Here is a 21,393-nt window from a genome sequence, read left to right on the forward strand (position 1 = left end):
AGGTTGGGGTCCCGGAGAGGGAGGGTCACGAGCAGGTGGAGCGCAGGACTATCGGCGCGGCGGCGCTCGCGGTGGGGGCGGTAGGACTCGGGTGCATGCCGATGAGCTGGGGCTACAGCTCGTCCCGGCAGCGCGGCGAGGAGTCGCTCAGGGCGGTGCACCGGGCGCTGGACGCGGGCTCGACCCTCCTCGACACGGCCGACATGTACGGCCCGTTCACCAACGAGCTGCTGCTGGGGCGGGTGTTGAGGGAGCGGCGCGGTGACGCGTTCGTGTCGACGAAGGTCGGCCTGCTGGTGGGCGACCAGCACGTCGTGGCCAACGGCCGTCCCGGATATGTCAGGAGGGCCTGCGACGCGTCACTGCGCCGGCTGCAGACCGACGTCATCGACCTCTACCAGTTGCACCGCGCCGATCCGGAGGTCCCGGTCGAGGAGACCTGGGGTGCGATGGCCGAACTCGTCCAGGCGGGAAAGGTCCGGGCGCTGGGGCTGTGCGCGGTCGGGGCGCGCTCGTCCCGGCGGGCGGGGGCGCAGCTGCACGACGCGACGGTGCGGCAGTTGGAGCGGGTGCAGCAGGTCTTCCCGGTGAGCGCGGTGGAGGCGGAACTGTCCGTGTGGTCGCCCGAGGCCCTGGAGACGCTGCTGCCGTGGTGCCGGTCGCGCGGGATCGGCTTCCTCGCCGCGATGCCGCTCGGCAACGGCTTCCTGACCGGGACGCTGACGCCGGGCGTGGGCTTCGAGGCGGACGACCTGCGTGCCCGGCACCCCCGCTTCACGGCCGAGATGATGGCCGCGAACCAGCCGATCGTGGCCGGGCTGCGCCGCGTCGCCCGCCGCCACGGCGAGCGGGTCACCCCGGCGCAGGTGGCCCTGGCCTGGGTGCTGGGCCGGGGTGAGCAGGTCGTCCCGGTGCCGGGCGCCAAGCGGGAACGGTGGGTCACCGAGAACGCGGCGGCGGCGGGCCTGCGCCTCACGGAGGAGGACCTCGCCGAGATCGCGGGACTGCCCCCGGCCCAGGGGTCGTGGGACTGAGTCCCGGGGTTCGGGACCGGGCGATCGGGAACCTGGGAGGCGCGAGCGGTGTATGACAGGGAGAACCCGCCGCGTCGAAGGGACACCATCGTGCGACACCGAGCCGTGCCGGCCGTACTGGCCGCCGCCGCCCTCCTGCTGACCGCCGGCTGCTCCTCCGACGACGGAGCGGCAGCGGGCAAGGACGGCACCGCCTCCCCGAGTGACACCTCGGCACGTGCGTCGGCCCCGGAGCGGACCGGGGAGGAGACCCCGCCCGCGAAGGGCTCGGTGAAGGTGCTCCGCACGGTCGCGACGGGCCTGAAGAGCCCCTGGGGGCTGGCACCCCTCCCGGGCGGCGACCTCCTGGTGTCCTCCCGGGACGAGGCGACGATCACCCGGATCGACGGCAGGACCGGCCGGAAGACCGAACTGGGCGAGGTGCAGGGGGTGTCGCCATCCGGGGAGGGCGGCCTGCTGGGTATCGCCCTCTCCCCCGAGTACGCCTCGGACCGCATGATCTACGCCTACTTCACCTCCGCCTCCGACAACCGCGTCGTCCGTCTGGTCCACGACGAGAAGAAGCCGGCCGGGGAGCAGCTGGGGGCGCCGGACACGGTGTTCCGCGGCATCCCCAAGGGCGGGGTGCACAACGGCGGCCGGATCGCCTTCGGCCCGGACAGGATGCTGTACGTGGGCACGGGCGAGAGCGGGGACACCGGCCTGTCGCAGGACAAGGAGTCCCTCGGCGGCAAGATCCTGCGGCTGACCACGGAGGGTGAGCCGGCCCCGGGCAACCCGTTCCCCGGCTCCGCCGTGTACACCTACGGGCACCGCAATGTGCAGGGTCTGGCCTGGGACGGCGAACAGCGGCTGTTCGCCTCGGAGTTCGGCCAGAACACCTGGGACGAGCTGAACGCGATCAAGCCGGGTGACAACTACGGGTGGCCGGAGGCGGAGGGCGACTCCGACGGCGAGTTCCACGATCCGGTCGATCAGTTCGCGCCGGAGGACGCCTCGCCCAGCGGCATCGCCCACGCCGAGGGCTCGGTGTGGATGGCGGGCCTGCGCGGCGAGCGCCTGTGGCGGATCCCGCTGAACGGCACCGAGGCCTCGGCGGACCCGCAGGCCTTCCTGGAGGGCGAGTACGGCCGGCTGCGCACGGTGGTCGCGGCGGGCGACGACAGGCTGTGGCTGGTCACCAGCAACACCGACGGCAGGCGCGACCCGGGGGAGGGCGACGACCGCGTCCTGGAGCTCCGGGTGAGCTAGCGGGCCGGCCGGCGGTCACCCGCCCTCCGGTTCCTCCCGCGGTGGCGTCGCCGACCGGACCGTGACCTTGCCGGACGCGAGGTCTGTCGGCCCGCGGCCGGGGTCGGTGTCGCCGACGTCCTCCCGGGTCGGTTCCAAGCGGTTCCGTTCGTCACGGGTGTGTTCGCGGCCCGGGGCGAACAGGTCCTCGAAGGCGTTGAACATCGCTCCCCTTCCCGGGGCCGCTCGCGTCGTCCGGCCGTCATCGCGCCGCCAGCCGTTCCCCGGCCTGCGCGGGGAACAGGCCCAGCCGGTGGGCCACCGCCGCAGCCTCGCCCCTGCCGGACACGCCCATCTTGGCGAGGATGTTGGAGACGTGGACGCTGGCCGTCTTCGGGGAGATGAACAGTTCCTCGGCGATCCGGCGGTTGGTGTGACCGGCGGCCACCAGGCGCAGCACGTCGCGCTCCCGGCTGGTGAGGCCGAGCTCCTCCACCGGGTCGGCGGGTCCCCGGTCCGCCTCCCGGACGGCGGGCGCCAGGGCCAGACGCGCGCGTTGCGCCAGCCGGGTGGCGGAGCGGGCCAGCGGCGCGGCGCCGAGGTGGCCGGCGACGGCGTCGACCAGCCGCAGCAGTTCCGTGGCGCGGGCGCGCTCGTCGTCGCCCGCGCCGGAGGCGAGCAGCGCCTCGGCGAGCCGGTACCGCACGCGGGCGAGGTCGTAGGGGCGCCCCAGCGGCTCCACCGCCTCGACGACCGCGGACCACTCGTCCGGCGCGAACCGTCCTTCGGCGCGCGCCAGCTCGGCTCGCAGCCACTGGTCGAAGGACCGCCACACGGGCACCGAGGTCGCCAGGGACTTGGCGGCCTGGCGGATCCGCCGGAGGACCTCCGGTCTGCCGGGCTCCGTCTCCGCCTCCCCGTGGGCGTCCGCCTCCGCGGTCGTGGCGGCGAGCAGCAGGGGCCAGCCGTAGCGCTGGGTGCCGGGCGGGAGCCCGGTGTCGAGGGCGGCGAGCAGTTCGGCGCGGGCGTCCGGGAGGCGTCCCTCGGCGGCGGCGACACCGATGGCGACCGTCCGCATGGGGAGGGCGTACTGCGGCATCGGGTCGTGGGTGCCGAAGAAGGAGCGGGCGTCGGCGAGACGGCGGGCCGCCTCGGCCGGATCGCCCCGGTCGTACGCGAGGCACGCCAGGCGGATCGAGCCGCCGGTGCGTGGTTTGGCGCTCTGCTCCAGGCGCTGGGCGTTGGCCGCGGCCTGCGCCGCCTCGTCCCAGCGGCCGAGGGAGTGCAGGGACTCGGCGAGGTTGCCCCACACCCAGCCCTCGGAGTCCAGCAGCCCGAGTCTGCGGGTGATGTGAACCCCTTCCCGGAGGAGGTGCGCGGCCTCCTCGGAGCGGCCGATGCCCTCCAGGACGGACGGGAGGTTCACGTGGGCGCGGGCGACCACCAGGTCCACGCCCAGTTCGGTGGCCCGTTCCTTGACCTCGTACATCTCGGCGAGCCCCGTCTCGATGTCACCGGCGTCCACCATGAGGCCGCCGAGGGTGAGCCGGGCGTTGAGCTCGATGTCGTGCGCGCCGACCATGCGCGCGTACTCGACGGCGCTCTCGGCGGCGGCCATGGCATCCGGTCCGGGCCGGTGCAGCATCGACCAGCCGGCCGCGGAGGCGAGGACCTCGGCGTGCACCTCGGAGGGCGGGAGTCCGCGCACCAGGTCCTGCGCGGTGCCGAGTTCGGCCCAGCCGTCGCCGCGGGCGAGGGCCTGGGTGAGCCGTGAGCGCTGCTCCCAGAACCAGGCGGCGCGCAGGGGGTCGTGCTCCTCGTCGAGGAGGCGCAGCGCCCTCTTGGTGATCTTCAGTGAGCGTTCGCGCTCGCCGGAGAGGCGGCCGGCGACGGCGGCTTCGGCCATCAGGTCGAGGTAGCGCAGCGGTGTGGTCGCGGGGTCGCAGCCGCAGGGAGGGTAGGCCTCGGCGTAGTCGAGGGGGCGCAGGGTGGCCCGTACGTCGTCGGGGACGGCGTCCCACAGGTCCATGGCCCGCTCCAGCAGGCGCAGTTGCTCGGAGTAGGCGTGGCGTCTGCGGGCCTCGACGGAGGCGTCGAGGACGGCGGGCAGGGCCTTGGCGGCGTCGTGGGCGTGGTACCAGTAGCTGGCCAGGCGGGTCACCCGCTCGTCGGCGGGGACGAGGGTGGGATCGGCCTCCAGCGCCTCGGCGTAACGGCGGTGGAGACGGGAGCGTTCACCGGGCAGCAGGTCGTCGCTGACGGCCTCGCGGACCAGGGAGTGGCGGAAGCGGTAGCCGTCGCGCTCGGGTGCCGGGGAGAGGATGCCGGCGTTGACGGCGGCCCGCAGGGCCTCGATGAGGTCGTCCTCGGTGAGCCGGGCGACGGCGGCCAGCAGCCGGTCCTCGACGGTGGAGCCGCCCTCGGCGACGATCCGGGCGACCGACTGGGCGCTTTCCGGGAGGCTTTCGACACGGACCAGGAGCAGGTCGCGCAGGGAGTCGGTGAGGCCGGCGCAGCAGCCCTCGTCGGCGGCGACGGCGAGTTCCTCGACGAAGAAGGCGTTGCCGTCGGAGCGGCCGAAGATGTCGTCGACGCGTTGGGGGTCGGGTTCCCGGTCGATGATGCCGGCGATCTGCCGGTGGACCTCGTCGCGGTTGAAGCGGCCGAGTTCGACGCGCCGCACCGTGCGGAGCCGGTCGAGTTCGGCGAGGAGGGGGCGCAGCGGGTGGCGGCGGTGGATGTCGTCGCTGCGGTAGGTGGCGAGGACGAGGAGGCGGCCGGTGCGCAGGGTGCGGAACAGGTAGGTGAGCAGGTGGCGGGTGGAGGCGTCGGCCCAGTGCAGGTCCTCCAGGGCGAGGACGACGGTGTGGTCGGCGGCGACGCGCTCCAGCAGGCGGGCGGTGAGTTCGAAGAGGCGGGCCACGCCCTGTTCGTCGCGGCGGGGCTCGCGGGCGCCGGCGCCGAGTTCGGGCAGCAGCCGGGCGAGTTCCTCCTCCTGACCGGAGGAGGCGGCGGCGAGTTGGTCCGGCAGTTCGCGGCGGAGGTGGCGCAGCGCGGTGGAGAAGGGGGCGAAGGGCAGTCCGTCGGCGCCGATCTCGACGCAGCCGCCGAGCGCGACGGTCGCTCCCCGGCGGCGGGCGGCGGCGGCGAACTCCTCGAGGAGACGGCTCTTGCCGACGCCGGCCTCGCCGCCGACCAGCAGCGCCTGCGGCTCACCGGCGTCGGCGCGGGCGAGCGCGTCGTTCAGCGTGTCGAACTCGCTGACGCGGCCTACGAACACGGGACTGACGGACCTGGTCTCCACGCCCCCGAGCATCGCACGCACCTCCGACCGCCGAGCACTGTTTTTCGCCTCCGGAGGCGGTGCCCCACCTCCGCCCGGTGCGGGGTGGGGGACGGCGGCCGACCCCCGTGCGGCCGCCGTCCGCGGGTCAGGCGGCCCGGGCGAACCGGCGCCGGCGGTGGCTATGGCTCTCGGCCTCGGTGGTGCGTGCGGCGGCTTCACGGCGGGCGGCACGGCGGAGGCGGTTCGCCTCCCGGACCAGGCGCTCGTGCTCGGCCCGGGCGACGAGCTCGTCGTGGCGCAGGCTGTGGAGTGCGTACTCGAACATGGTATGGCCCCCTGGAACGGTGGTGTCGGTGTCGCTCTCTGCGACGCCTCCACCTTCGTCCGTGAGGCGGTACGGCCACATCGGGAAGGTTCCGTATCTTCGGCGGACGCGGGGCCTTAGAAGGCTCCGGGTGGTGCCGCCGGGGGGCCTTAGGCTCCCTCACACCGGGGCTCCTCAGGCCCCCTCGCCCGCCGATCGTCCCCGCTCCGGCCCCGGCGCGCGAAGAGGGGCCCCGGTCACCCGGAGACCCCTCGGGACCCGCTCCGGCTCACCCGGCGTCGGGCAGCCCGAGCAGTACGCCGGTGTACTTGAGGACCGCCAGCAGCAGGCCGATCACACCGAGCGTGACACCCGCCCAGGCGACCGACTTGATCCAGGGCGCCTGCACGGCCCGGGCGGGCGCCCCGAAGGCGGGCCTGGCGAGCACGAGGGCGCCGACGACCAGCGCGGTCAGCGCGAAGACGCCGCCCCACATCGCGCTGGTGTTCCAGGCGTCGCCGTACATCTCCTCGACCTGGGTGGCGACGCCGGCGTCCGCCGTCACTTCCAGCTGGCCCACGAGGGTCTCGCGGGCGGCGGCGACGGTGCCCAGCCAGCTGCCGGTGAGGGAGACGAGGCCCAGCGCCGCCGAGACGACGGCGGCGGCTCCCTGCCCGACCCCCGACGGGCCCTCGCCCGCTCCCGTCGCGACCGGCTCGGCTTCCGGCTCCGCCTCCGGCTCCGTGGCGGGGCCCGTCTCCTTTTCCGTGGCGCCGTCGGTCTCCGTGGCGTCCACCGCCGTCTCGTCCCGCTCGGCCGCGGCTCCGGTTCCGTCCGCTGTCCTGGTTCCCATGCTCCGCACCGTACGGAGGCTCTCTGAGAGTCCGCTTAACGACCGGCGTGCGGGTGAGCGCGGTGCGCGCGCCATTCCGGGGCCAGCACCGACCACACCTCCAGGTCGTGGCGCACCCCGTGGTGGAGGTGGGCCTCACGGCGGACCCCGTCGCGGGTCATACCGAGCCGGCGGGCCACGGCGACGCTCGGCACGTTGCCGGCCGCGGCGACCCATTCGACCCGGTGGATCCCGCGCTGCCCGACCGCCCAGTCGATGAGCACCCGCATCGCCATGGTGACCAGCCCGCGGCCGGTGGCGGCGGGCTCCAGCCAGCAGCCGACCTCGCAGGTGCCGTTCGCGGCGTCGAAGTTCAGGGTGAGCACCCCGCCCACGAGCGTGCCGTCCAGCCACAGCCCGTGCAGGGAGGCCGTGTCGGCGGCCCGCCAGTCGGCGTACCGCTGGAGCACCTCACGGGCGCCGGCCACGTCCGTGGCCCGGGAGCCGAAGGGGACGTACCGGTTGATGAAGTCCCGGCCCCGGTCCAGGTGGGCGAGGAACTCCTCCGCGTGCCACGGTTCCAGCGGACGCAGTTCGGCTCCGTCGTCACCCAGTCGTATCGCGTACATCCCGCTGTCGCTCCTCCTCGGCCAGCACGCACGCCACCTCGGCGTCCGTGGCGGCGGCCAGCCTCTCATGGGCGGCACGGGCCTCGGGCGGCTCGATGCTGATCCGCGGCAGGACGCGGTCCAGCCGGCGCGGCAGCCACCAGTTGGCGCCTCCCAGGAGGTGCATCAGCGCCGGGACGAGCAGCGTGCGCAGGACGAAGGCGTCGAGGGCGACGGCCACGGCCAGCGCGATGCCGAACATGGCGATCACGCGGTCGCCGGTGAGGACGAAGGCGAGGAACACCGAGATCATGATCACCGCGGCGGAGTTGATCACCCGGCTGGTCTCGGCGAGGCCGACGCGGACGGCGCGCCGGTTGTCCCCGGTCTCCAGCCACTCCTCGTGCATCCGGCTCACCAGGAAGACCTGGTAGTCCATGGAAAGCCCGAAGAGCACGGAGACCATGATCACCGGCAGGAAGGGCTCGATCGGTCCTCCCGAGCCGAGGCCGAGCAGCTCGCTGCCCCAGCCCCACTGGAAGATCGCGACGACGACACCGAACGTGGCGGCGACGGCGGCCACGTTCATCGCGGCGGCCTTGAGCGGGATGGCGAGCGAGCGGAAGCCCACCAGGAGCAGCAGACAGCCCAGGCCGATGACGACGCCGACGAAGAGGGGCAGCTTGGAGACGATGACGTCGGCGAAGTCGTCGTAGCCGGCCGTCACACCGCCGACGTGCAGATCGAGCGAGGTGCCCGACTCCGCCCGGGGCAGCACGTCGGAGCGCAGCCGGTCGACGAGGTCACTGGTCTGCTCGGACTGGGGGGAGGAGTCCGGGACGACGGTGAGGTGGGCGATGTCGCCGCCCCGGCCGTAGGCGGCCGGTGACACGGACGCGACCCCGTCGGTGTCGCGCAGGGTGGTGCCGAGGTTGTCCAGCGCGAGCCGGTCCCCGGCGTCGTCGACCTCGGTGACGAGGGTGAGCGGGCCGTTCACCCCGGGTCCGAAGCCGTCGGCGAGGAGGTCGTAGGCCTGCCGGGTGGTGGACGTCTTGGGGTCGTTGCCCTGGTCGGAGGTGCCCAGGTGCAGCGAGAGGGTGGGCAGGGTGAGGACGGCCATGACGACGACGGCCACCGCGCCGAGCAGCTTCGGGTGGCGCTCCACGAACGCCGACCAGCGGGCGGCGAAGCCGGTCGGCAGCTCCGGCTCGGGTCCGTGTTCGGCCAGCCGGCGCCGCTCCCGGCGGCTGAGCGCGCGCATGCCGATGAACGACAGCAGGGCGGGGAGCAGCGTGACGGAGGCGGCGACGGTGAGCACCACGGTGAGCGCGGCGGCTATGGCGACGCCGTTGAGGAAGTTCAGCTGCAGGATCAGCATGCCCAGCAGGGCGATGCAGACGGTCGCACCCGCGAAGACGACCGCCCGTCCGGTGGTGGCCACGGCGTTGCCGGCGGCCTCGGTGACGGTGAGGCCGCGCTTCAGTCCGCGCCGGTGCCGGGTGACGATGAACAGGGCGTAGTCGATGCCCACACCGAGCCCGATCAGCATGCCGAGCATCGGCGCGAAGTCGGCGACGGTCATGACGTGACCGAGCAGCACGATCCCCGCGTAGGCGGTGCCGACACTGACCAGGGCGGTGGCGATGGGCAGCAGTGCGGCGGCGGGCGAGCCGAAGGCGACGAAGAGGACGACGGCGGCGACCAGCACGCCGACGATCTCGGCGGTGTGCCCGCCGGTGGCCTCGCTGAGCTCGACGGTGCCGCCGCTCAGCTCGACCTGGAGCCCGTCGGCCTCGGCGGCCTTGGCGGTCTTCACCACGGCGGCGGCCTCGCCCGCGTCGATGTCCTTGGCCTGGTCGTCGAAGGTGACCGTGGCGTAGGCGGTGCGGCCGTCCTGGCTGACGCGTCCCGCGCCCCCGTCGTCGTAGGGGCCGCTCACGGCGGCCACGCCGGGCAGCTGCTCGATGCGGTCCAGGGTGCGGGTCATGGTCTGCTCGACGCCGCTGTCCCGGACGCTGCCGGACGAGGTGTGCCAGACCACGTTGTCGCTGTCGCCGCCGAGATCGGGGAAGCCCTCGTGCAGCAGTTCGGCGGCCCGGCCCGACTCGGTGCCCGGCACCTTGTAGTCGTTGGAGTAGGCGGAACCGGAGGCGAAGGCCCCTGCCGCGACCCCGCCGAGGGCGAGGAGCCACAGCAGGACGGGTATGAGACGGCGTTGGACACACCAGCGTGCGAGGGCTGCCACGAATGTGCTCCCGGAGTGACTCGGTGTGGATCTTTGACCGGGAACAGTGGTGCGATGACCGAACAACCCGCAAAGAACGCATGAGCAATGCCCTGCCACTGTTGCAGGAGAAAGTGATCGTTTGTCGCTTTCGTGGACTAACTCACATTCGGCGCACCGGTGGGTCGGGCCGGTCCCCCGGCGCCATGACCGGCGCTCCCGCGACCGACGGCGCGTGACCCGTGCCGTGGGTCCCGTCAGGGTGCGGGTCGACCGCTGGGTGGGGGTCCGTGAGGTACGCGTCCGTGAGGCGCGGGGCCGCGGGGAGGGGGCCCTCGGGGGCCCCGCGAGCAGGTCGGAACCGGCTCGTCCGCTCATGGCGCGGGAGCGCGGAGCCTCGGGCCGGTAAACCCGGATGCGGGTGCCCCCCGCCTGCTGTTAGCGTCCACCGGTCCGACGTTCCGCGGCAGACCGCCGCCGGCCGAAGCAGGTGCTTTGATGCTTGTCCGTCCCCTTTCCGACGCGACCTGTTCCCTCTTCACGGCCTCAAGGAGCCCGTTCACCCATGTCGGACATCACCAACGACACCACCCCGCCCGACGACCTCGCTAGCCGCCTCGCCCTCCCCCGGTACCCCCGCAGCGCCACGTACGACGTGCGCTGGACCGTCGACAACGCCATGGGCCCGCACGCGCTGTGGCTGCTGGAGTGGCTCGCCCCGGCCCTGGGCCTCGACACCCTGCGCCCCGGCGCGCGCGTGCTCGACCTGGGCTGCGGACGCGCCATGACGTCGGTCTTCCTCGCCAGGGAGTACGACCTCCAGGTCACCGCGGCCGATCTGTGGATCAGGCCGGAGGAGAACCAGCGCCGGATCACCGGGGCGGGCGTCGCCGACCGGGTACTGCCGGTGCACGCCGAGGCGCACGACCTGCCCTTCGGGGAGGAGAGCTTCGACGCGATCGTCTCGATCGACGCCTACCAGTACTTCGGTACCGACGATCTCTACCTGCCGACGCTGACCCGCCTGCTGAAGCCCGGCGGGCGGATCGGTGTGGTCGTCCCGGCGATCCACGAGGAGATCGCCGGCACCGAACCGCCGGAGCACCTGGCGCCCTTCTGGGAGCCGGCGTTCTGGTGCTTCCACTCCCCCGCCTGGTGGAGCCGCCACTGGACCCGCAGCGGGGCCGTGCAGGTCGAGACGGCCGACTGGCTGCGGGACGGCTGGCAGGAGTGGCTGCTGTGGTGCGACGCCGTCGCCGCGATCAGCACGGAGGAGTTCCCCGTGCGGATGAGCCGGGAGAACGCGGCGCTGCTGCGCGCGGACCGGGGCCGCACCCTCGGCTTCGCCCGCGTGGTCGGCCGCCGCACCTGACCGCGCACCGGCACTGACCGCATGACGGAGGGGACGCACCGGTCCCGGTGCGTCCCCTCTCGCGTACTGCCGGGACCTCAGCCCTCGACGCCCAGCTTCTGGAGGATCAGCTCCTTCACCCGGGCCGCGTCGGCCTGCCCGCGCGTGGCCTTCATGACGGCGCCGACCAGCGCGCCGGCCGCGGCGACCTTGCCGCCGCGGATCTTGTCCGCGATGGCCGGGTTGCCGGCGATGGCCTCCTCCACGGCCGTGGTGAGCGCACCCTCGTCGGACACGACCTTCAGACCGCGCCGGTCGACGACCTCGTCCGGGGTGCCCTCACCCGCGAGGACACCCTCGATGACCTGGCGGGCCAGCTTGTCGTTGAGGTCGCCGGCGTTCACCAGCTCGGTGACCCGGGCGACCTGCGCCGGGGTGATCGCCAGTTCGTCGAGCGCCGTGCCGGACTCGTTGGCGGCGCGGGCCAGCTCACCCATCCACCACTTGCGGGCGGAAGCGGCGTCGGCGCCGGCGTCGATCGTGGCGACGATCGAGTCCAGGGCACCGGCGTTGAGGATGGCCTGCATGTCGGTGCCGGAGATCCCCCACTCCTCGCGGAGCCGGCTGCGGCGCACCAGCGGCAGCTCGGGCAGCTCCGCCCGCAGCTTCTCGACCCACTCGCGCGAGGGCGCCACGGGAACCAGGTCGGGCTCGGGGAAGTACCGGTAGTCCTCGGCCTCCTCCTTCACCCGGCCCGAAGTCGTGGACCCCGTGTCCTCGTGGAAGTGCCGGGTCTCCTGGATGATCGTCCCGCCGTCGTTCAGCACGGCGGCGTGCCGCTGGATCTCGAAGCGGGCGGCGCGCTCCACCGAGCGGAGCGAGTTGACGTTCTTCGTCTCCGAGCGGGTGCCGAACTTCTCCCGGCCGTGCGGGCGCAGCGACAGGTTCACGTCGCAGCGCATCTGGCCCATCTCCATGCGGGCCTCGGACACGCCGAGCGCCCGGATGAGCTCGCGCAGCTCACGGACGTAGGCCCGCGCGACCTCGGGGGCGCGCTCGCCGGCACCGGTGATCGGCTTGGTGACGATCTCGATGAGCGGAATGCCCGCGCGGTTGTAGTCGAGCAGCGAGTGGGAGGCGCCGTGGATGCGCCCGGTGGCACCGCCCACGTGCGTGGACTTCCCGGTGTCCTCCTCCATGTGGGCGCGCTCGATCTCCACGCGGAAGGTCTCGCCGTCCTCCAGCTGCACGTCGAGGTAGCCGTCGAAGGCGATCGGCTCGTCGTACTGGGAGGTCTGGAAGTTCTTCGGCATGTCCGGATAGAAGTAGTTCTTCCGGGCGAAGCGGCACCATTCGGCGATCTCGCAGTTCAGCGCGAGACCGATCTTGATCGCGGACTCGACGCCGATCGCGTTGACGACCGGGAGGGCGCCGGGCAGGCCGAGGCAGACGGGACAGGTCTGCGCGTTGGCGGCGGCGCCCAGCTCGGTCGAGCACCCGCAGAACATCTTGGTCTTGGTGCCGAGTTCGACATGGACCTCGAGGCCCATGACGGGGTCGTACGACGCGAGAGCGTCCTCGTACGACACCAGGTCGGTCGTGGTGGTCACGGTGAAACTTCCCTCTCAGCCCAGCAGGACGTCGTCGTCGCCCAGCCGCTTCAGCTCGCGGTAGAGGATGGCGAGGCCGGTGACGATGGCGGCGGCGGACACGGTGGCGTCGATCAGGACCAGGGTGTCCTTCTCGGCGCGGGCCTGCTTCAGCCGCTTGGCCACGCCGAGCGCGCCGAACGCCGTGGCGGCCATGGACAGGTACGTGCCGGACTTGGACTTCTTGAAGCCCTTGGCCTTGGTCAGTGCACTCACAGCGACGGAGCCTCCTCGAGCAGCGGGTGGCCCCACTTTTCCACGAAGGCGGCCTCGACGGCCGCACCCACCTTGTAGAGGCGGTCGTCCTTCATGACCGGGGCGATGATCTGGAGCCCGACCGGCAGGTTGTCCTCCGGCGCGAGACCGCAGGGCAGCGACATGGCGGCGTTGCCGGCCAGGTTGGTCGGGATGGTGCACAGGTCGGCGAGGTACATCGCCATCGGGTCGTCGGCACGCTCGCCGATCGCGAAGGCGGTGGTGGGTGTCGTCGGGGAGACGATCACGTCGACCTGCTCGAACGCCTTGTCGAAGTCCCGCTTGATCAGCGTGCGGACCTTCTGGGCGCTGCCGTAGTACGCGTCGTAGTAGCCGGAGCTGAGCGCGTAGGTGCCGAGCATGATGCGGCGCTTGACCTCGTCGCCGAAGCCGGCCTCGCGGGTCAGCGAGGTCACCTCCTCGGCGGAGTGCGAGCCGTCGTCGCCGGTCCGCAGGCCGTAGCGCAGGCCGTCGAAGCGGGCGAGGTTGGAGGAGCACTCGGAGGGTGCGATCAGGTAGTAGGCCGACAGCGCGAGGTCGAAGGACGGGCAGTCCAGCTCGACGATCTCGGCGCCGAGGTCCTTCAGCAGGGCGACGGACTCGTCGAAGCGCTGGATGACACCGGCCTGGTAGCCATCGCCGCGGAACTGCTTGACGACGCCGACGCGCATGCCCTCGACGCTGCCGTTGCGGGCGGCCTCGACGACCGCGGGGACCGGCTCGTCGATGGAGGTGGAGTCCAGCGGGTCGTGTCCGGCGATCACCTCGTGCAGCAGGGCCGCGTCCAGGACCGTACGGGCGCAGGGGCCGCCCTGGTCGAGGGAGCTGGAGAAGGCGACCATGCCGTACCGGGAGACGGCGCCGTACGTCGGCTTCACGCCGACGGTGCCGGTGACGGCGGCGGGCTGGCGGATGGAGCCGCCGGTGTCGGTGCCGATGGCGAGCGGCGCCTGGAAGGAGGCCAGCGCGGCGGACGAACCGCCGCCGGAGCCTCCGGGGATCCTGGTGAGGTCCCACGGGTTGCCGGTCGGCCCGTACGCGCTGTTCTCGGTGCTGGACCCCATGGCGAACTCGTCCATGTTGGTCTTGCCGAGGATGACCACGTCGGCGGCCTTGAGCCGCTTGGTGAGCGTCGCGTCGTACGGCGGGATCCAGCCCTCGAGGATCTTGGAACCGACGGTGGTCGGGATGCCCTCGGTGGTGAAGATGTCCTTCAGCGCGAGGGGGACGCCGGCCAGCGGGCCGAGCTTCTCGCCGCGCTCCCGCTTCTCGTCGACGGCGCGTGCCTGCGCCAGGGCGCCGTCACGGTCGACGTGCAGGAAGGCGTGCACCTTCTCGTCGACGGCCTCGATGCGGGCCAGGTGCGCCTCGGTGACCTCGACGGCGGTGAGCTCGCCGGAGGCGATCCTCGCGGCGGTCTCGGCGGCGGTGAGCCTGATGATGTGATCGCTCATGGCGGGTTACTCCTCCCCCAGGATCTGCGGCACCTTGAAACGCTGCTGCTCCTGGGCCGGGGCGCCGGAGAGCGCCTGCTCGGGGGTGAGCGAGGGACGGACCTCGTCCGGCCGCATGACGTTCGTCAGCGGGAGCGGGTGCGAGGTCGGCGGTACGTCTTGGTCGGCGACCTCGCTGACGCGGGCGACCGCGCCGATGATGTCGTCGAGCTGGCCTGCGAAGTGGTCGAGCTCTTCGGGCTTCAGCTCCAGACGCGCCAGCCGGGCGAGGTGGGCGACCTCCTCGCGCGTAATGCCAGGCATGCAGCGATCCTCTGGGGTGAGTGTGTGTGGTTTGGGGCCAATCCTATGGGGCGGGGCGGCGTGGCCGTTAAACGGTTTGCCCGGGACCCGCCCCCGGTGTCGCGCGGCGCGTCACGGCGCCGCCCGCGACGTGACCGCCGTCACCGTCCCGCCTCCGCGGCGGCCGCGGCCCCGCGCGTCGCCTCGCGTGGGTGCGGGCGGGCTCGCACCGTGCGCGGCGGTCCGGCGGCGATCAGGACGACGGCCGCCCGACGGCGCACCGCCCGGCCGCCCCGCGGGCGGACCGGGTCACTCGTCGGTCGCCGCGGCCGGCAGCGCGGCGGCGGTGCGCACCCAGCCGCGGGAGCCGCGGGCCAGCAGCCAGGCCGTCGTCTCCTCGGGCGGCATCGCCGCGGCGACCAGCCAGCCCTGCACCGCGTCGCAGCGCAGGTCCCGCAGCCGCTCCCAGGTCTCGTCGTCCTCGACACCCTCCGCCACCACGAGCAGGCCCAGGGAGTGCGCGAGATCGATGGTGCACCGCACGATCTCGGCGTCTTCGGTGTCGACGGCCAGCCGCGCCACGAACGAGCGGTCGATCTTCAGCTCGCTCACCGGCAGCCGCCGCAGGTGCACCAGCGAGGAGTACCCGGTCCCGAAGTCGTCCAGGGACATCTTCACGCCGTGCCCGGTGAGCGCGTTGAGGGTGTCGGCCGCGCGCTGCGGGTCCTCCAGCAGCACGTGCTCGGTGATCTCCAGTTGGAGCGCTCCCGCCGGCACGCCGTACCGGGCGAGCCGCGCCGCGACGGAGCCGGCGAAGCCGGGCGAGTGGACGTCACGCGGCGAGACGTTGACGGCCACCGGGACGAAGAGGCCCTGGGCGCGCCACTCGGCGACCTGCCCGAGCGCCGTCTCCAGCACGTACTCGGTGAGGTGCGGCATCAGTCCGGACGACTCGGCGATCGCTATGAACTCGTCCGGCGGCACCTTGCCCCGCTCCGGGTGCACCCACCGCACCAGCGCCTCCAGTCCGGCGACCTGTCCGTCGAAGCGCACCTTGGGCTGGTAGTGCAGTTCCACCTCGCGGGCGTCCAGCGCCCGGCGCAGATCGCCCAGCAGCCCGAGCCGGTCGGGGGTGTTGGAGTCGCGCTTGGACTCGTACGCCTCGACGCCCGTGCGGTCCCGCTTGGCCTGGTACATCGCCACGTCCGCGCGCCGCAGCAGCCCCTCCGCGTCGACCGCGTGGTCGGGGAACACCGCGACTCCCGCGCTCGCCTCCAGGACGAGGGTGAGCCCGTCGAGGTCGAGCGGGGAGCTGAGGGCGGCGACGAGGCCGCGGGCGACGCGGGTCGCGGACGTCGTGGAGTCGGCGACGGGCAGTAAGACGGCGAACTCGTCACCGCCCAGCCGCGCGGCCTCCGCCCCGCGCGGCAGCGCCGCTCTCAGCCGGTCGGCGATCTGCAACAGCAGCCGGTCACCGGCGAGATGCCCGAGCGTGTCGTTGACCGACCGGAACCGGTCCAGGTCGATCAGCATGAGTGCCGACCGCACGCCGATCCGCTCCGCGTCGTCCAGCGCGGTCCAGATGCGTTCCAGCAGCCACTGCCGGTTGGGCAGCCCGGTGAGCGGGTCGCGCAACTGCTCCTCGGCCCGGGCGCGGGCGATCCACAGGGTGGAGTCGAGGGCGATCAGCGGGATGGAGAACAGCGGCAGCAGCACGGGCTTGGCGTCGGCGACGACACACACCAGGGGCGCTATGCCGAGCAGGGCGACCGCGACCAGCCCCTGCCGGACCAGGGCGCTGCGGGCCACGGTCGGCAGCCCCTCGCGGGGCGTGTGCAGGTACCACAGCAGTCCGCGGGTGACCGCGAGGTAGACGGCGGCGAGGAGCACCACCCCGGGGGCGGTGTACAGCGTCCAGGTGTCGGGGGTCGACGGCGACTCGACGGACGGCACGCAGCCGAAGGCGGCCAGCACCAGCGCGCCCGCGCCGATGCCGAGCAGGTCCACCGAGCCGTGCAGCACGCCCTGCCGCCAGCGGCCCCGCCGGGCGACGCCGACCAGCACGACGACGGTGAGGCTGACGAGTACGGCCGCGATCCAGCCGTACAGCATGAGCACGGCGAGGGTGAGGGCGGCGCCGGAGCCGGTGCCTCCCCACCAGCGGGAGCGGCCCAGCATCACGAGGTGCCCGACGACGATCCCGGTGAGCACGGCCAGGGACCAGCCGACGGTCCCGGACGGGAAGAGCGCGTGTCCGCCGGTGAAGGCGCGCAGGAAGCCGGCGCCGAGCACGAAGCCGGCCGCCGCGACGACGGCGGTGGGCAACGCGGGCCAGGACGGGTGCCGTTCGGTGTCCGGGCCGGACAGCGAGGCCGACAGGGAGGCGGACGTCCGGGGGGTGTGCCCGGCGGCCGGTCCGGCACGGCGCCCGTCCGGGAGGCCCATGCCGGTGCGCCCCGGCGGGCCCGGGGGCCGCCCGGCCCGGCGGCCGCGCCACCACGCGACCGTCATGCGGCGCAGGCGCAGCCGTGAGCCCGTAGCGGCGCTCTCGGTCGGTTCCATTCCCGTCCCTCTCCCAGCCGGCGGTGCCCACGCCACGCGGCCCGGTGCCCGGCAACCCTCAGCGGCTCCGCGGTGGAAAGCCCTTCCCCCGACCCTGGGCGGGTGCGGGGTCGCCCCGACCGCACCTGGGCACGGCAGGCGCAGATCTCAACAGTAGGCCGCGGACGGCGTCCACGGGCACCGGTCGCCGACGGTTGCCCGAATGCGCCCCAGCCACCCGTATGCATCTGGTATGCGCCGATCGGGTGGCCTTCAACCGCTACTCCTCGGCCGAAAGGGCGACGTCGGCCGCGGCCTCGGGCCCCTGCTCCAGAAGGACGGTGAAACCCTCCTCGTTCAGCACCGGCACCTTGAGCTGCATCGCCTTGTCATACTTTGACCCGGGATTGTCACCGACCACGACGAACGACGTCTTCTTGGACACGGATCCGGTCACCTTCGCGCCCTGGCTCTGCAGTGCCTCTTTCGCGCCATCCCGGGTGAACCGCTCCAGGGTGCCGGTCACGACGACGGTGAGCCCTTGCAGCGGACGCGGCCCTTCGTCCTCGCCGGCCCCCTCCTCCTCCATGCGGACACCGGCCGCCTTCCACTTGCGGATGATCTCCCGGTGCCAGTCCTCGGCGAACCACTGCTTGAGGGAGGCGGCGATGGTCGGGCCGACGCCTTCGGTGCCCGCCAGCTCCTCCTCGGTGGCCTGCTCGATGCGGTCGACGGAGCGGAACTCACGGGCCAGAGCCTCCGCCGCGACCGGCCCGACGTGACGGATCGACAGGCTGGTCAGCACGCGGGCCAGCGGACGCTCCTTGGCCGCCGCGATGTTCGCCAGCATCGCGACCGCGTTCTTCTTCGGCTCGCCCTCCTGGTTGGCGAAGACGGTGGCGATCTTCTCCTCGCCGGTCTTCGGGTCCCGCTTGGGCAGTCCGCTGTCCTGGTCGAGGACGTAGGCCTTGATGGGCAGCAGCTGTTCGACGGTGAGGTCGAAGAGGTCACCCTCGTCCTTCAGCGGCGGGTCCGCCGGCTCCAGCGGCCGGGTGAGCGCCGCCGCGGCGACGTAGCCGAAGTGCTCGATGTCCAGCGCCTTGCGCCCGGCGAGGTAGAACAACCGCTCCCGCAACTGGGCGGGACAGGCGCGGGCGTTGGGGCAGCGCAGGTCGATGTCGCCCTCCTTCATCGGCCTGAGCGGCGTGCCGCACTCCGGGCACTCGGCGGGCATCACGAACTCCCGCTCGCTGCCGTCCCGCAGGTCGGCGACCGGGCCGAGGATCTCAGGGATGACGTCACCGGCCTTGCGGAGCACCACCGTGTCACCGATGAGGACGCCCTTGGCCTTGACCACGTCCTGGTTGTGCAGCGTGGCGAACTCGACCTCGGACCCGGCCACCGTGACCGGCTCGACCTGCGCGTACGGGGTGACCCTGCCCGTACGGCCCACGCCCACGCGGATGTTGACGAGCTTGGTGTTGACCTCCTCGGGCGCGTACTTGTAGGCGATCGCCCAGCGGGGGGCGCGCGAGGTGGTGCCGAGGCGGCCCTGGAGCGGGATCTCGTCGAGCTTGACGACGACGCCGTCGATCTCGTGGGCCACGGAGTGCCGGTTCTCGCCGTAGTGAGCGATGAACTCCCGCACGCCGGCGAGGTCGTCGACGACCCTGTTGTGCCCGGAGGTGGGCAGGCCCCAGGTCTTGAGCAGGTCGTAGCCCTGGGAGAGGCGGGTCATGCCCCGGTACCCCTCCAGGACGCCGATGCCGTGGACCACCATGTGCAGCGGCCGGGTGGCGGTGACCCGCGGGTCCTTCTGCCGCAGGGAACCGGCCGCAGCGTTGCGCGGGTTGGCGAAGGGTTTGTCACCGGCCGCGTTCAGCCGCGCGTTGAGCTCCTGGAACTTCTCCATCGGGAAGTAGACCTCGCCCCGGATCTCCACCAGGTCGGGCACCTCGTCGCCGGTCAGCCGGTCCGGGATCTCCGCGATGGTGCGGACGTTGGGGGTGATGTCCTCGCCGGTGCGGCCGTCGCCGCGGGTCGCCGCGCGGACGAGCCGGCCCCGCTCGTAGGTGAGGTTGACGGCGAGGCCGTCGACCTTCAGCTCGCACAGGAAGTGGAACTTCTGCTCGCCGAGCTCCTTGTGGATGCGCTCCGCCCAGGCGGCGAGGTCGTCGTCGTTGAAGGTGTTGTCGAGGGAGAGCATGCGCGAGACGTGCTGTACGGAGGTGAACTCCGTCTCGTACGCCCCGGCGACCTTCTGTGTCGGCGAGTCCGGGGTGCGCAGCTCCGGGTGCCGCTCCTCCAGCGCCTCCAGCTCGCGCAGCAGCGTGTCGAAGTCGGCGTCGCTGATGACGGGGGCGTCGTTCACGTAGTACCGGAAGCGGTGCTCCTCGATCTGCTCGGCGAGCCTGGCGTGCTGCTCCCGCGCCTCGGCGGGCACGCTCGTCGTCTCCGCTTGCTTGTCGCCGGCCACCGTGTGTCCTCCCGTCACTCTGGGTTGTCCGCGAGGGATCTCGCCGCCCGGACGCAGTGGGCGTAGGCCTTGCGCGCGTCCTCGGGGGAAGCCCCCGCGAGTCCGCACGACGGTGTGATCGTGACCGCCTCCGGGAGGAGTCCCGGCCGCAGCCCCAGCCTGCGCCAGAGCGTCCTGACACCCATGACGCTACCGCCCGGGTCCGACAACGGACCGCCCGTGCCCGGGACGACACCGGCGAACAGCCGGGTCCCGCCCTCCACCGCTTCCCCGATCACCTCGTCGTCACGCTCGGTGAGGAGGGAGAAGTCGAAGGAGACCGCCGCCGCGCCCGCCCGGCGCAGCAGGGCGAACGGGACGTCCGGTGCGCACGAGTGGACCACGACGGGCCCGCCGTCCTGAACCCCGATGACGTCGCGCAGGGTCGCCTCGACGACCTGCCGGTCCACCGCGCGGTGGGTGCGGTAGCCGCTCGCGGTACGCACCTGCCCGCGCAGGACGGCGGTGAGGGAGGGCTCGTCGAGCTGGAGGACGGGGCGGGCTCCGGGGATGCGCCGCCGCAGTTCGGCGAGGTGCAGGCGGAGCCCCTCGGTGAGGGAGGCGGCGAGGTCACGGCAGGCGCCGGGGTCGGAGAGGACGGACTCGCCGTTCCTCAGCTCCAGGGCGGCGGCGAGGGTCCAGGGGCCGACGGCCTGGACTTTGAGCGGGCCCCGGTAGTCCTGGGTGAACTCCTCCAGTGCGTCGAGGTCCTCGCGGAGCCAGGAGCGGGCGCGCCTGGTGTCGCGGCCGGGGTGGTCGCCGATGCGCCAGCCGCTCGGTTCGACCCGGGCGTACAGCTCCACCAGCAGGCCGGCGGTGCGGCCGATCATGTCGGCGCCGGGGCCGCGGGCGGGGAGTTCGGGGAGGTGGGGGAAGTCCTCGAAGCTGCCGGTGACCGTTTTCGCGGCTTCTCGGGCGTCGCCGCCCGGGAGGGAGCCGACGCCGGTGGCGGGGCCGAAGGGGGGCTGGCTGTTTTCGCTCACGCGAGAAGCGTACGGTCGGCCGCGCCCCGGGGGGTTTCCGCCCCCGCCGCCCCTTCCCCGGTCCCGTCCCGGGGGCCGCGCCCCCGCACCGTCCTGTCGGGCCTGGACGGGCCTCGTCCTCGAACGCCGGACGGGCCGCCGGTCACCGTCCCGGTCGGACGGTGAGGTCGTTGATCTCCGCGTCCCTCGGGAGGTCCAGGGCCGTCAGGATCGTCGTGGCGACGGACTCGGGGTCGATCCACCTGCCGGGGTCGTAGTCCTTGCCCTCCTGCTGGTGGACCTTGGCCTGCATGGGGCTCGCCGTGCGGCCGGGGTAGACGGAGGTGACCCGTACCCCGTTGCCGTGCTCCTCGTGACGCAGGGAGTCGGCGAGGGCCTTCAGTCCGTGCTTGGAGGCCGCGTACGCGGACCAGTCGGCGTGGGCGCTCAGGCCGGCGCCGGAGTTGACGAAGAGCACGTGGCCGCGGCTCGCGCGGAGCTGGGGCAGGAGGTGCCGGGTCAGTTCGGCGGGCGCCAGGAGGTTGACGTTGAGCTGGTGGCGCCAGGTCTTCGGCGTCAGTTCGCCGACCGGGCCGAGGTCGACCACGCCGGCGATGTGCAGGAGGGAGTCCACCCGGTCGGGGAGGGACTGGTGGGAGAAGGCCCAGCTGAGCCGGTCCGGGTCGGCGAGGTCGCCGACGAGGGTGCGGGCACCGGGGAACCCGGCCGCCAGCTCCTTCGCCCGGCCCGCGTCCCGCGCGTGCAGTACGAGGTCGTCCCCGCGCGCGTGCAGACGGCGGGCGACGGCCGCGCCGATGCCGGAGCCCGCTCCGGTGATCACATGTGTAGCCATGCCCGCCATGCTC

At 73.0% G+C, this 21,393-nt stretch carries 17 protein-coding genes; 3 read left to right on the forward strand and 14 right to left on the reverse strand.

Features of this window, described 5'->3' with window-relative positions; genetic code table 11:
* Window positions 1-35 precede the first annotated feature (35 nt).
* Both IE118_RS21395 and IE118_RS21400 read left to right on the forward strand, forming a co-directional pair.
* The gene (locus IE118_RS21395) at window positions 36-1,034 is read left to right on the forward strand and encodes an aldo/keto reductase (protein ID WP_189559583.1); all 999 of its coding nucleotides are present in this window, start codon (window positions 36-38) and stop codon (window positions 1,032-1,034) included.
* Window positions 1,035-1,124: 90 nt separating this feature from the next.
* Window positions 1,125-2,285 carry a PQQ-dependent sugar dehydrogenase gene (locus IE118_RS21400; protein ID WP_229846886.1) on the forward strand — a complete coding sequence of 387 codons (1,161 nt, stop codon included), beginning with the start codon at window positions 1,125-1,127 and terminating at the stop codon, window positions 2,283-2,285.
* Between the two features lie 15 nt (window positions 2,286-2,300).
* On the opposite strand, the gene IE118_RS21405 is transcribed toward IE118_RS21400, so the two are convergent.
* From IE118_RS21405 to IE118_RS21430, 6 genes are all read right to left on the reverse strand, one after another.
* Window positions 2,301-2,489: a DUF6191 domain-containing protein gene (locus IE118_RS21405; protein WP_189559584.1), complete on the reverse strand. Its 189-nt coding sequence runs from the start codon at window positions 2,487-2,489 to the stop codon at window positions 2,301-2,303.
* A gap of 37 nt (window positions 2,490-2,526) precedes the next feature.
* Window positions 2,527-5,580, reverse strand: a complete 3,054-nt coding sequence (locus IE118_RS21410) for a helix-turn-helix transcriptional regulator (RefSeq protein WP_189559585.1) — start codon at window positions 5,578-5,580, stop codon at window positions 2,527-2,529.
* A 115-nt stretch (window positions 5,581-5,695) separates the two neighbouring features.
* Window positions 5,696-5,875, reverse strand: a complete 180-nt coding sequence (locus IE118_RS21415) for a hypothetical protein (RefSeq protein WP_189559586.1) — start codon at window positions 5,873-5,875, stop codon at window positions 5,696-5,698.
* Window positions 5,876-6,143: 268 nt separating this feature from the next.
* Window positions 6,144-6,707 carry a hypothetical protein gene (locus tag IE118_RS21420; RefSeq protein WP_189559587.1) on the reverse strand — a complete coding sequence of 188 codons (564 nt, stop codon included), beginning with the start codon at window positions 6,705-6,707 and terminating at the stop codon, window positions 6,144-6,146.
* 35 nt (window positions 6,708-6,742) lie between these two features.
* The gene (locus IE118_RS21425) at window positions 6,743-7,315 is read right to left on the reverse strand and encodes a GNAT family N-acetyltransferase (protein ID WP_189559588.1); all 573 of its coding nucleotides are present in this window, start codon (window positions 7,313-7,315) and stop codon (window positions 6,743-6,745) included.
* Window positions 7,293-9,539: an MMPL family transporter gene (locus tag IE118_RS21430; protein ID WP_189559589.1), complete on the reverse strand. Its 2,247-nt coding sequence runs from the start codon at window positions 9,537-9,539 to the stop codon at window positions 7,293-7,295. Before IE118_RS21430 ends, IE118_RS21425 begins: the two co-directional genes overlap by 23 nt.
* Before the next feature lie 544 nt (window positions 9,540-10,083).
* On the opposite strand from IE118_RS21430, the gene IE118_RS21435 reads away from it, so the two are divergent.
* Window positions 10,084-10,890, forward strand: a complete 807-nt coding sequence (locus IE118_RS21435; RefSeq protein ID WP_189559590.1) for an SAM-dependent methyltransferase — start codon at window positions 10,084-10,086, stop codon at window positions 10,888-10,890.
* Between the two features lie 77 nt (window positions 10,891-10,967).
* Here IE118_RS21435 and gatB read toward each other — a convergent pair whose 3' ends face one another.
* From gatB to IE118_RS21475, 8 genes are all read right to left on the reverse strand, one after another.
* Window positions 10,968-12,479 carry an Asp-tRNA(Asn)/Glu-tRNA(Gln) amidotransferase subunit GatB gene (gene gatB, locus IE118_RS21440; RefSeq protein WP_189559591.1) on the reverse strand — a complete coding sequence of 504 codons (1,512 nt, stop codon included), beginning with the start codon at window positions 12,477-12,479 and terminating at the stop codon, window positions 10,968-10,970.
* 15 nt (window positions 12,480-12,494) lie between these two features.
* Complete coding sequence (locus tag IE118_RS21445) at window positions 12,495-12,734, reverse strand: hypothetical protein (RefSeq protein WP_189559592.1); 240 nt, start codon at window positions 12,732-12,734, stop codon at window positions 12,495-12,497.
* On the reverse strand, window positions 12,731-14,227 hold the full coding sequence (gene gatA, locus IE118_RS21450; protein WP_189559593.1) for an Asp-tRNA(Asn)/Glu-tRNA(Gln) amidotransferase subunit GatA: 1,497 nt from the start codon (window positions 14,225-14,227) through the stop codon (window positions 12,731-12,733). Before gatA ends, IE118_RS21445 begins: the two co-directional genes overlap by 4 nt.
* 6 nt (window positions 14,228-14,233) lie before the next feature.
* On the reverse strand, window positions 14,234-14,530 hold the full coding sequence (gene gatC / locus IE118_RS21455; RefSeq protein WP_004925108.1) for an Asp-tRNA(Asn)/Glu-tRNA(Gln) amidotransferase subunit GatC: 297 nt from the start codon (window positions 14,528-14,530) through the stop codon (window positions 14,234-14,236).
* A 288-nt stretch (window positions 14,531-14,818) separates the two neighbouring features.
* Window positions 14,819-17,071: a putative bifunctional diguanylate cyclase/phosphodiesterase gene (locus IE118_RS21460; RefSeq protein ID WP_189559594.1), complete on the reverse strand. Its 2,253-nt coding sequence runs from the start codon at window positions 17,069-17,071 to the stop codon at window positions 14,819-14,821.
* Window positions 17,072-17,330: 259 nt separating this feature from the next.
* Window positions 17,331-19,526, reverse strand: coding sequence for an NAD-dependent DNA ligase LigA (ligA, locus tag IE118_RS21465; protein WP_189559595.1), 2,196 nt, complete (start codon window positions 19,524-19,526; stop codon window positions 17,331-17,333).
* 14 nt (window positions 19,527-19,540) lie between these two features.
* Window positions 19,541-20,548, reverse strand: coding sequence for a methionine synthase (locus IE118_RS21470; RefSeq protein WP_189559596.1), 1,008 nt, complete (start codon window positions 20,546-20,548; stop codon window positions 19,541-19,543).
* A 142-nt stretch (window positions 20,549-20,690) separates the two neighbouring features.
* On the reverse strand, window positions 20,691-21,389 hold the full coding sequence (locus IE118_RS21475) for an SDR family oxidoreductase (protein WP_189559597.1): 699 nt from the start codon (window positions 21,387-21,389) through the stop codon (window positions 20,691-20,693).
* Window positions 21,390-21,393 lie beyond the last annotated feature (4 nt).

It is taken from the genome of Streptomyces pilosus, from assembly GCF_014649835.1.
GTDB lineage: Bacteria > Actinomycetota > Actinomycetes > Streptomycetales > Streptomycetaceae > Streptomyces > Streptomyces pilosus.

Excerpts from the sequence above, each read along its gene's own strand:
- IE118_RS21405 (WP_189559584.1), bottom strand. The coding sequence starts at position 2,489 with ATGTTCAACGCCTTCGAGGACCTGTTCGCCCCGGGCCGCGAACACACC.
- IE118_RS21410 (WP_189559585.1), bottom strand. The coding sequence starts at position 5,580 with ATGCTCGGGGGCGTGGAGACCAGGTCCGTCAGTCCCGTGTTCGTAGGC.
- IE118_RS21415 (WP_189559586.1), bottom strand. The coding sequence starts at position 5,875 with ATGTTCGAGTACGCACTCCACAGCCTGCGCCACGACGAGCTCGTCGCC.
- IE118_RS21420 (WP_189559587.1), bottom strand. The coding sequence starts at position 6,707 with ATGGGAACCAGGACAGCGGACGGAACCGGAGCCGCGGCCGAGCGGGAC.
- IE118_RS21425 (WP_189559588.1), bottom strand. The coding sequence starts at position 7,315 with ATGTACGCGATACGACTGGGTGACGACGGAGCCGAACTGCGTCCGCTG.
- IE118_RS21435 (WP_189559590.1), top strand. The coding sequence starts at position 10,084 with ATGTCGGACATCACCAACGACACCACCCCGCCCGACGACCTCGCTAGC.
- gatA (WP_189559593.1), bottom strand. The coding sequence starts at position 14,227 with ATGAGCGATCACATCATCAGGCTCACCGCCGCCGAGACCGCCGCGAGG.
- gatC (WP_004925108.1), bottom strand. The coding sequence starts at position 14,530 with ATGCCTGGCATTACGCGCGAGGAGGTCGCCCACCTCGCCCGGCTGGCG.
- IE118_RS21460 (WP_189559594.1), bottom strand. The coding sequence starts at position 17,071 with ATGGAACCGACCGAGAGCGCCGCTACGGGCTCACGGCTGCGCCTGCGC.
- IE118_RS21475 (WP_189559597.1), bottom strand. The coding sequence starts at position 21,389 with ATGGCGGGCATGGCTACACATGTGATCACCGGAGCGGGCTCCGGCATC.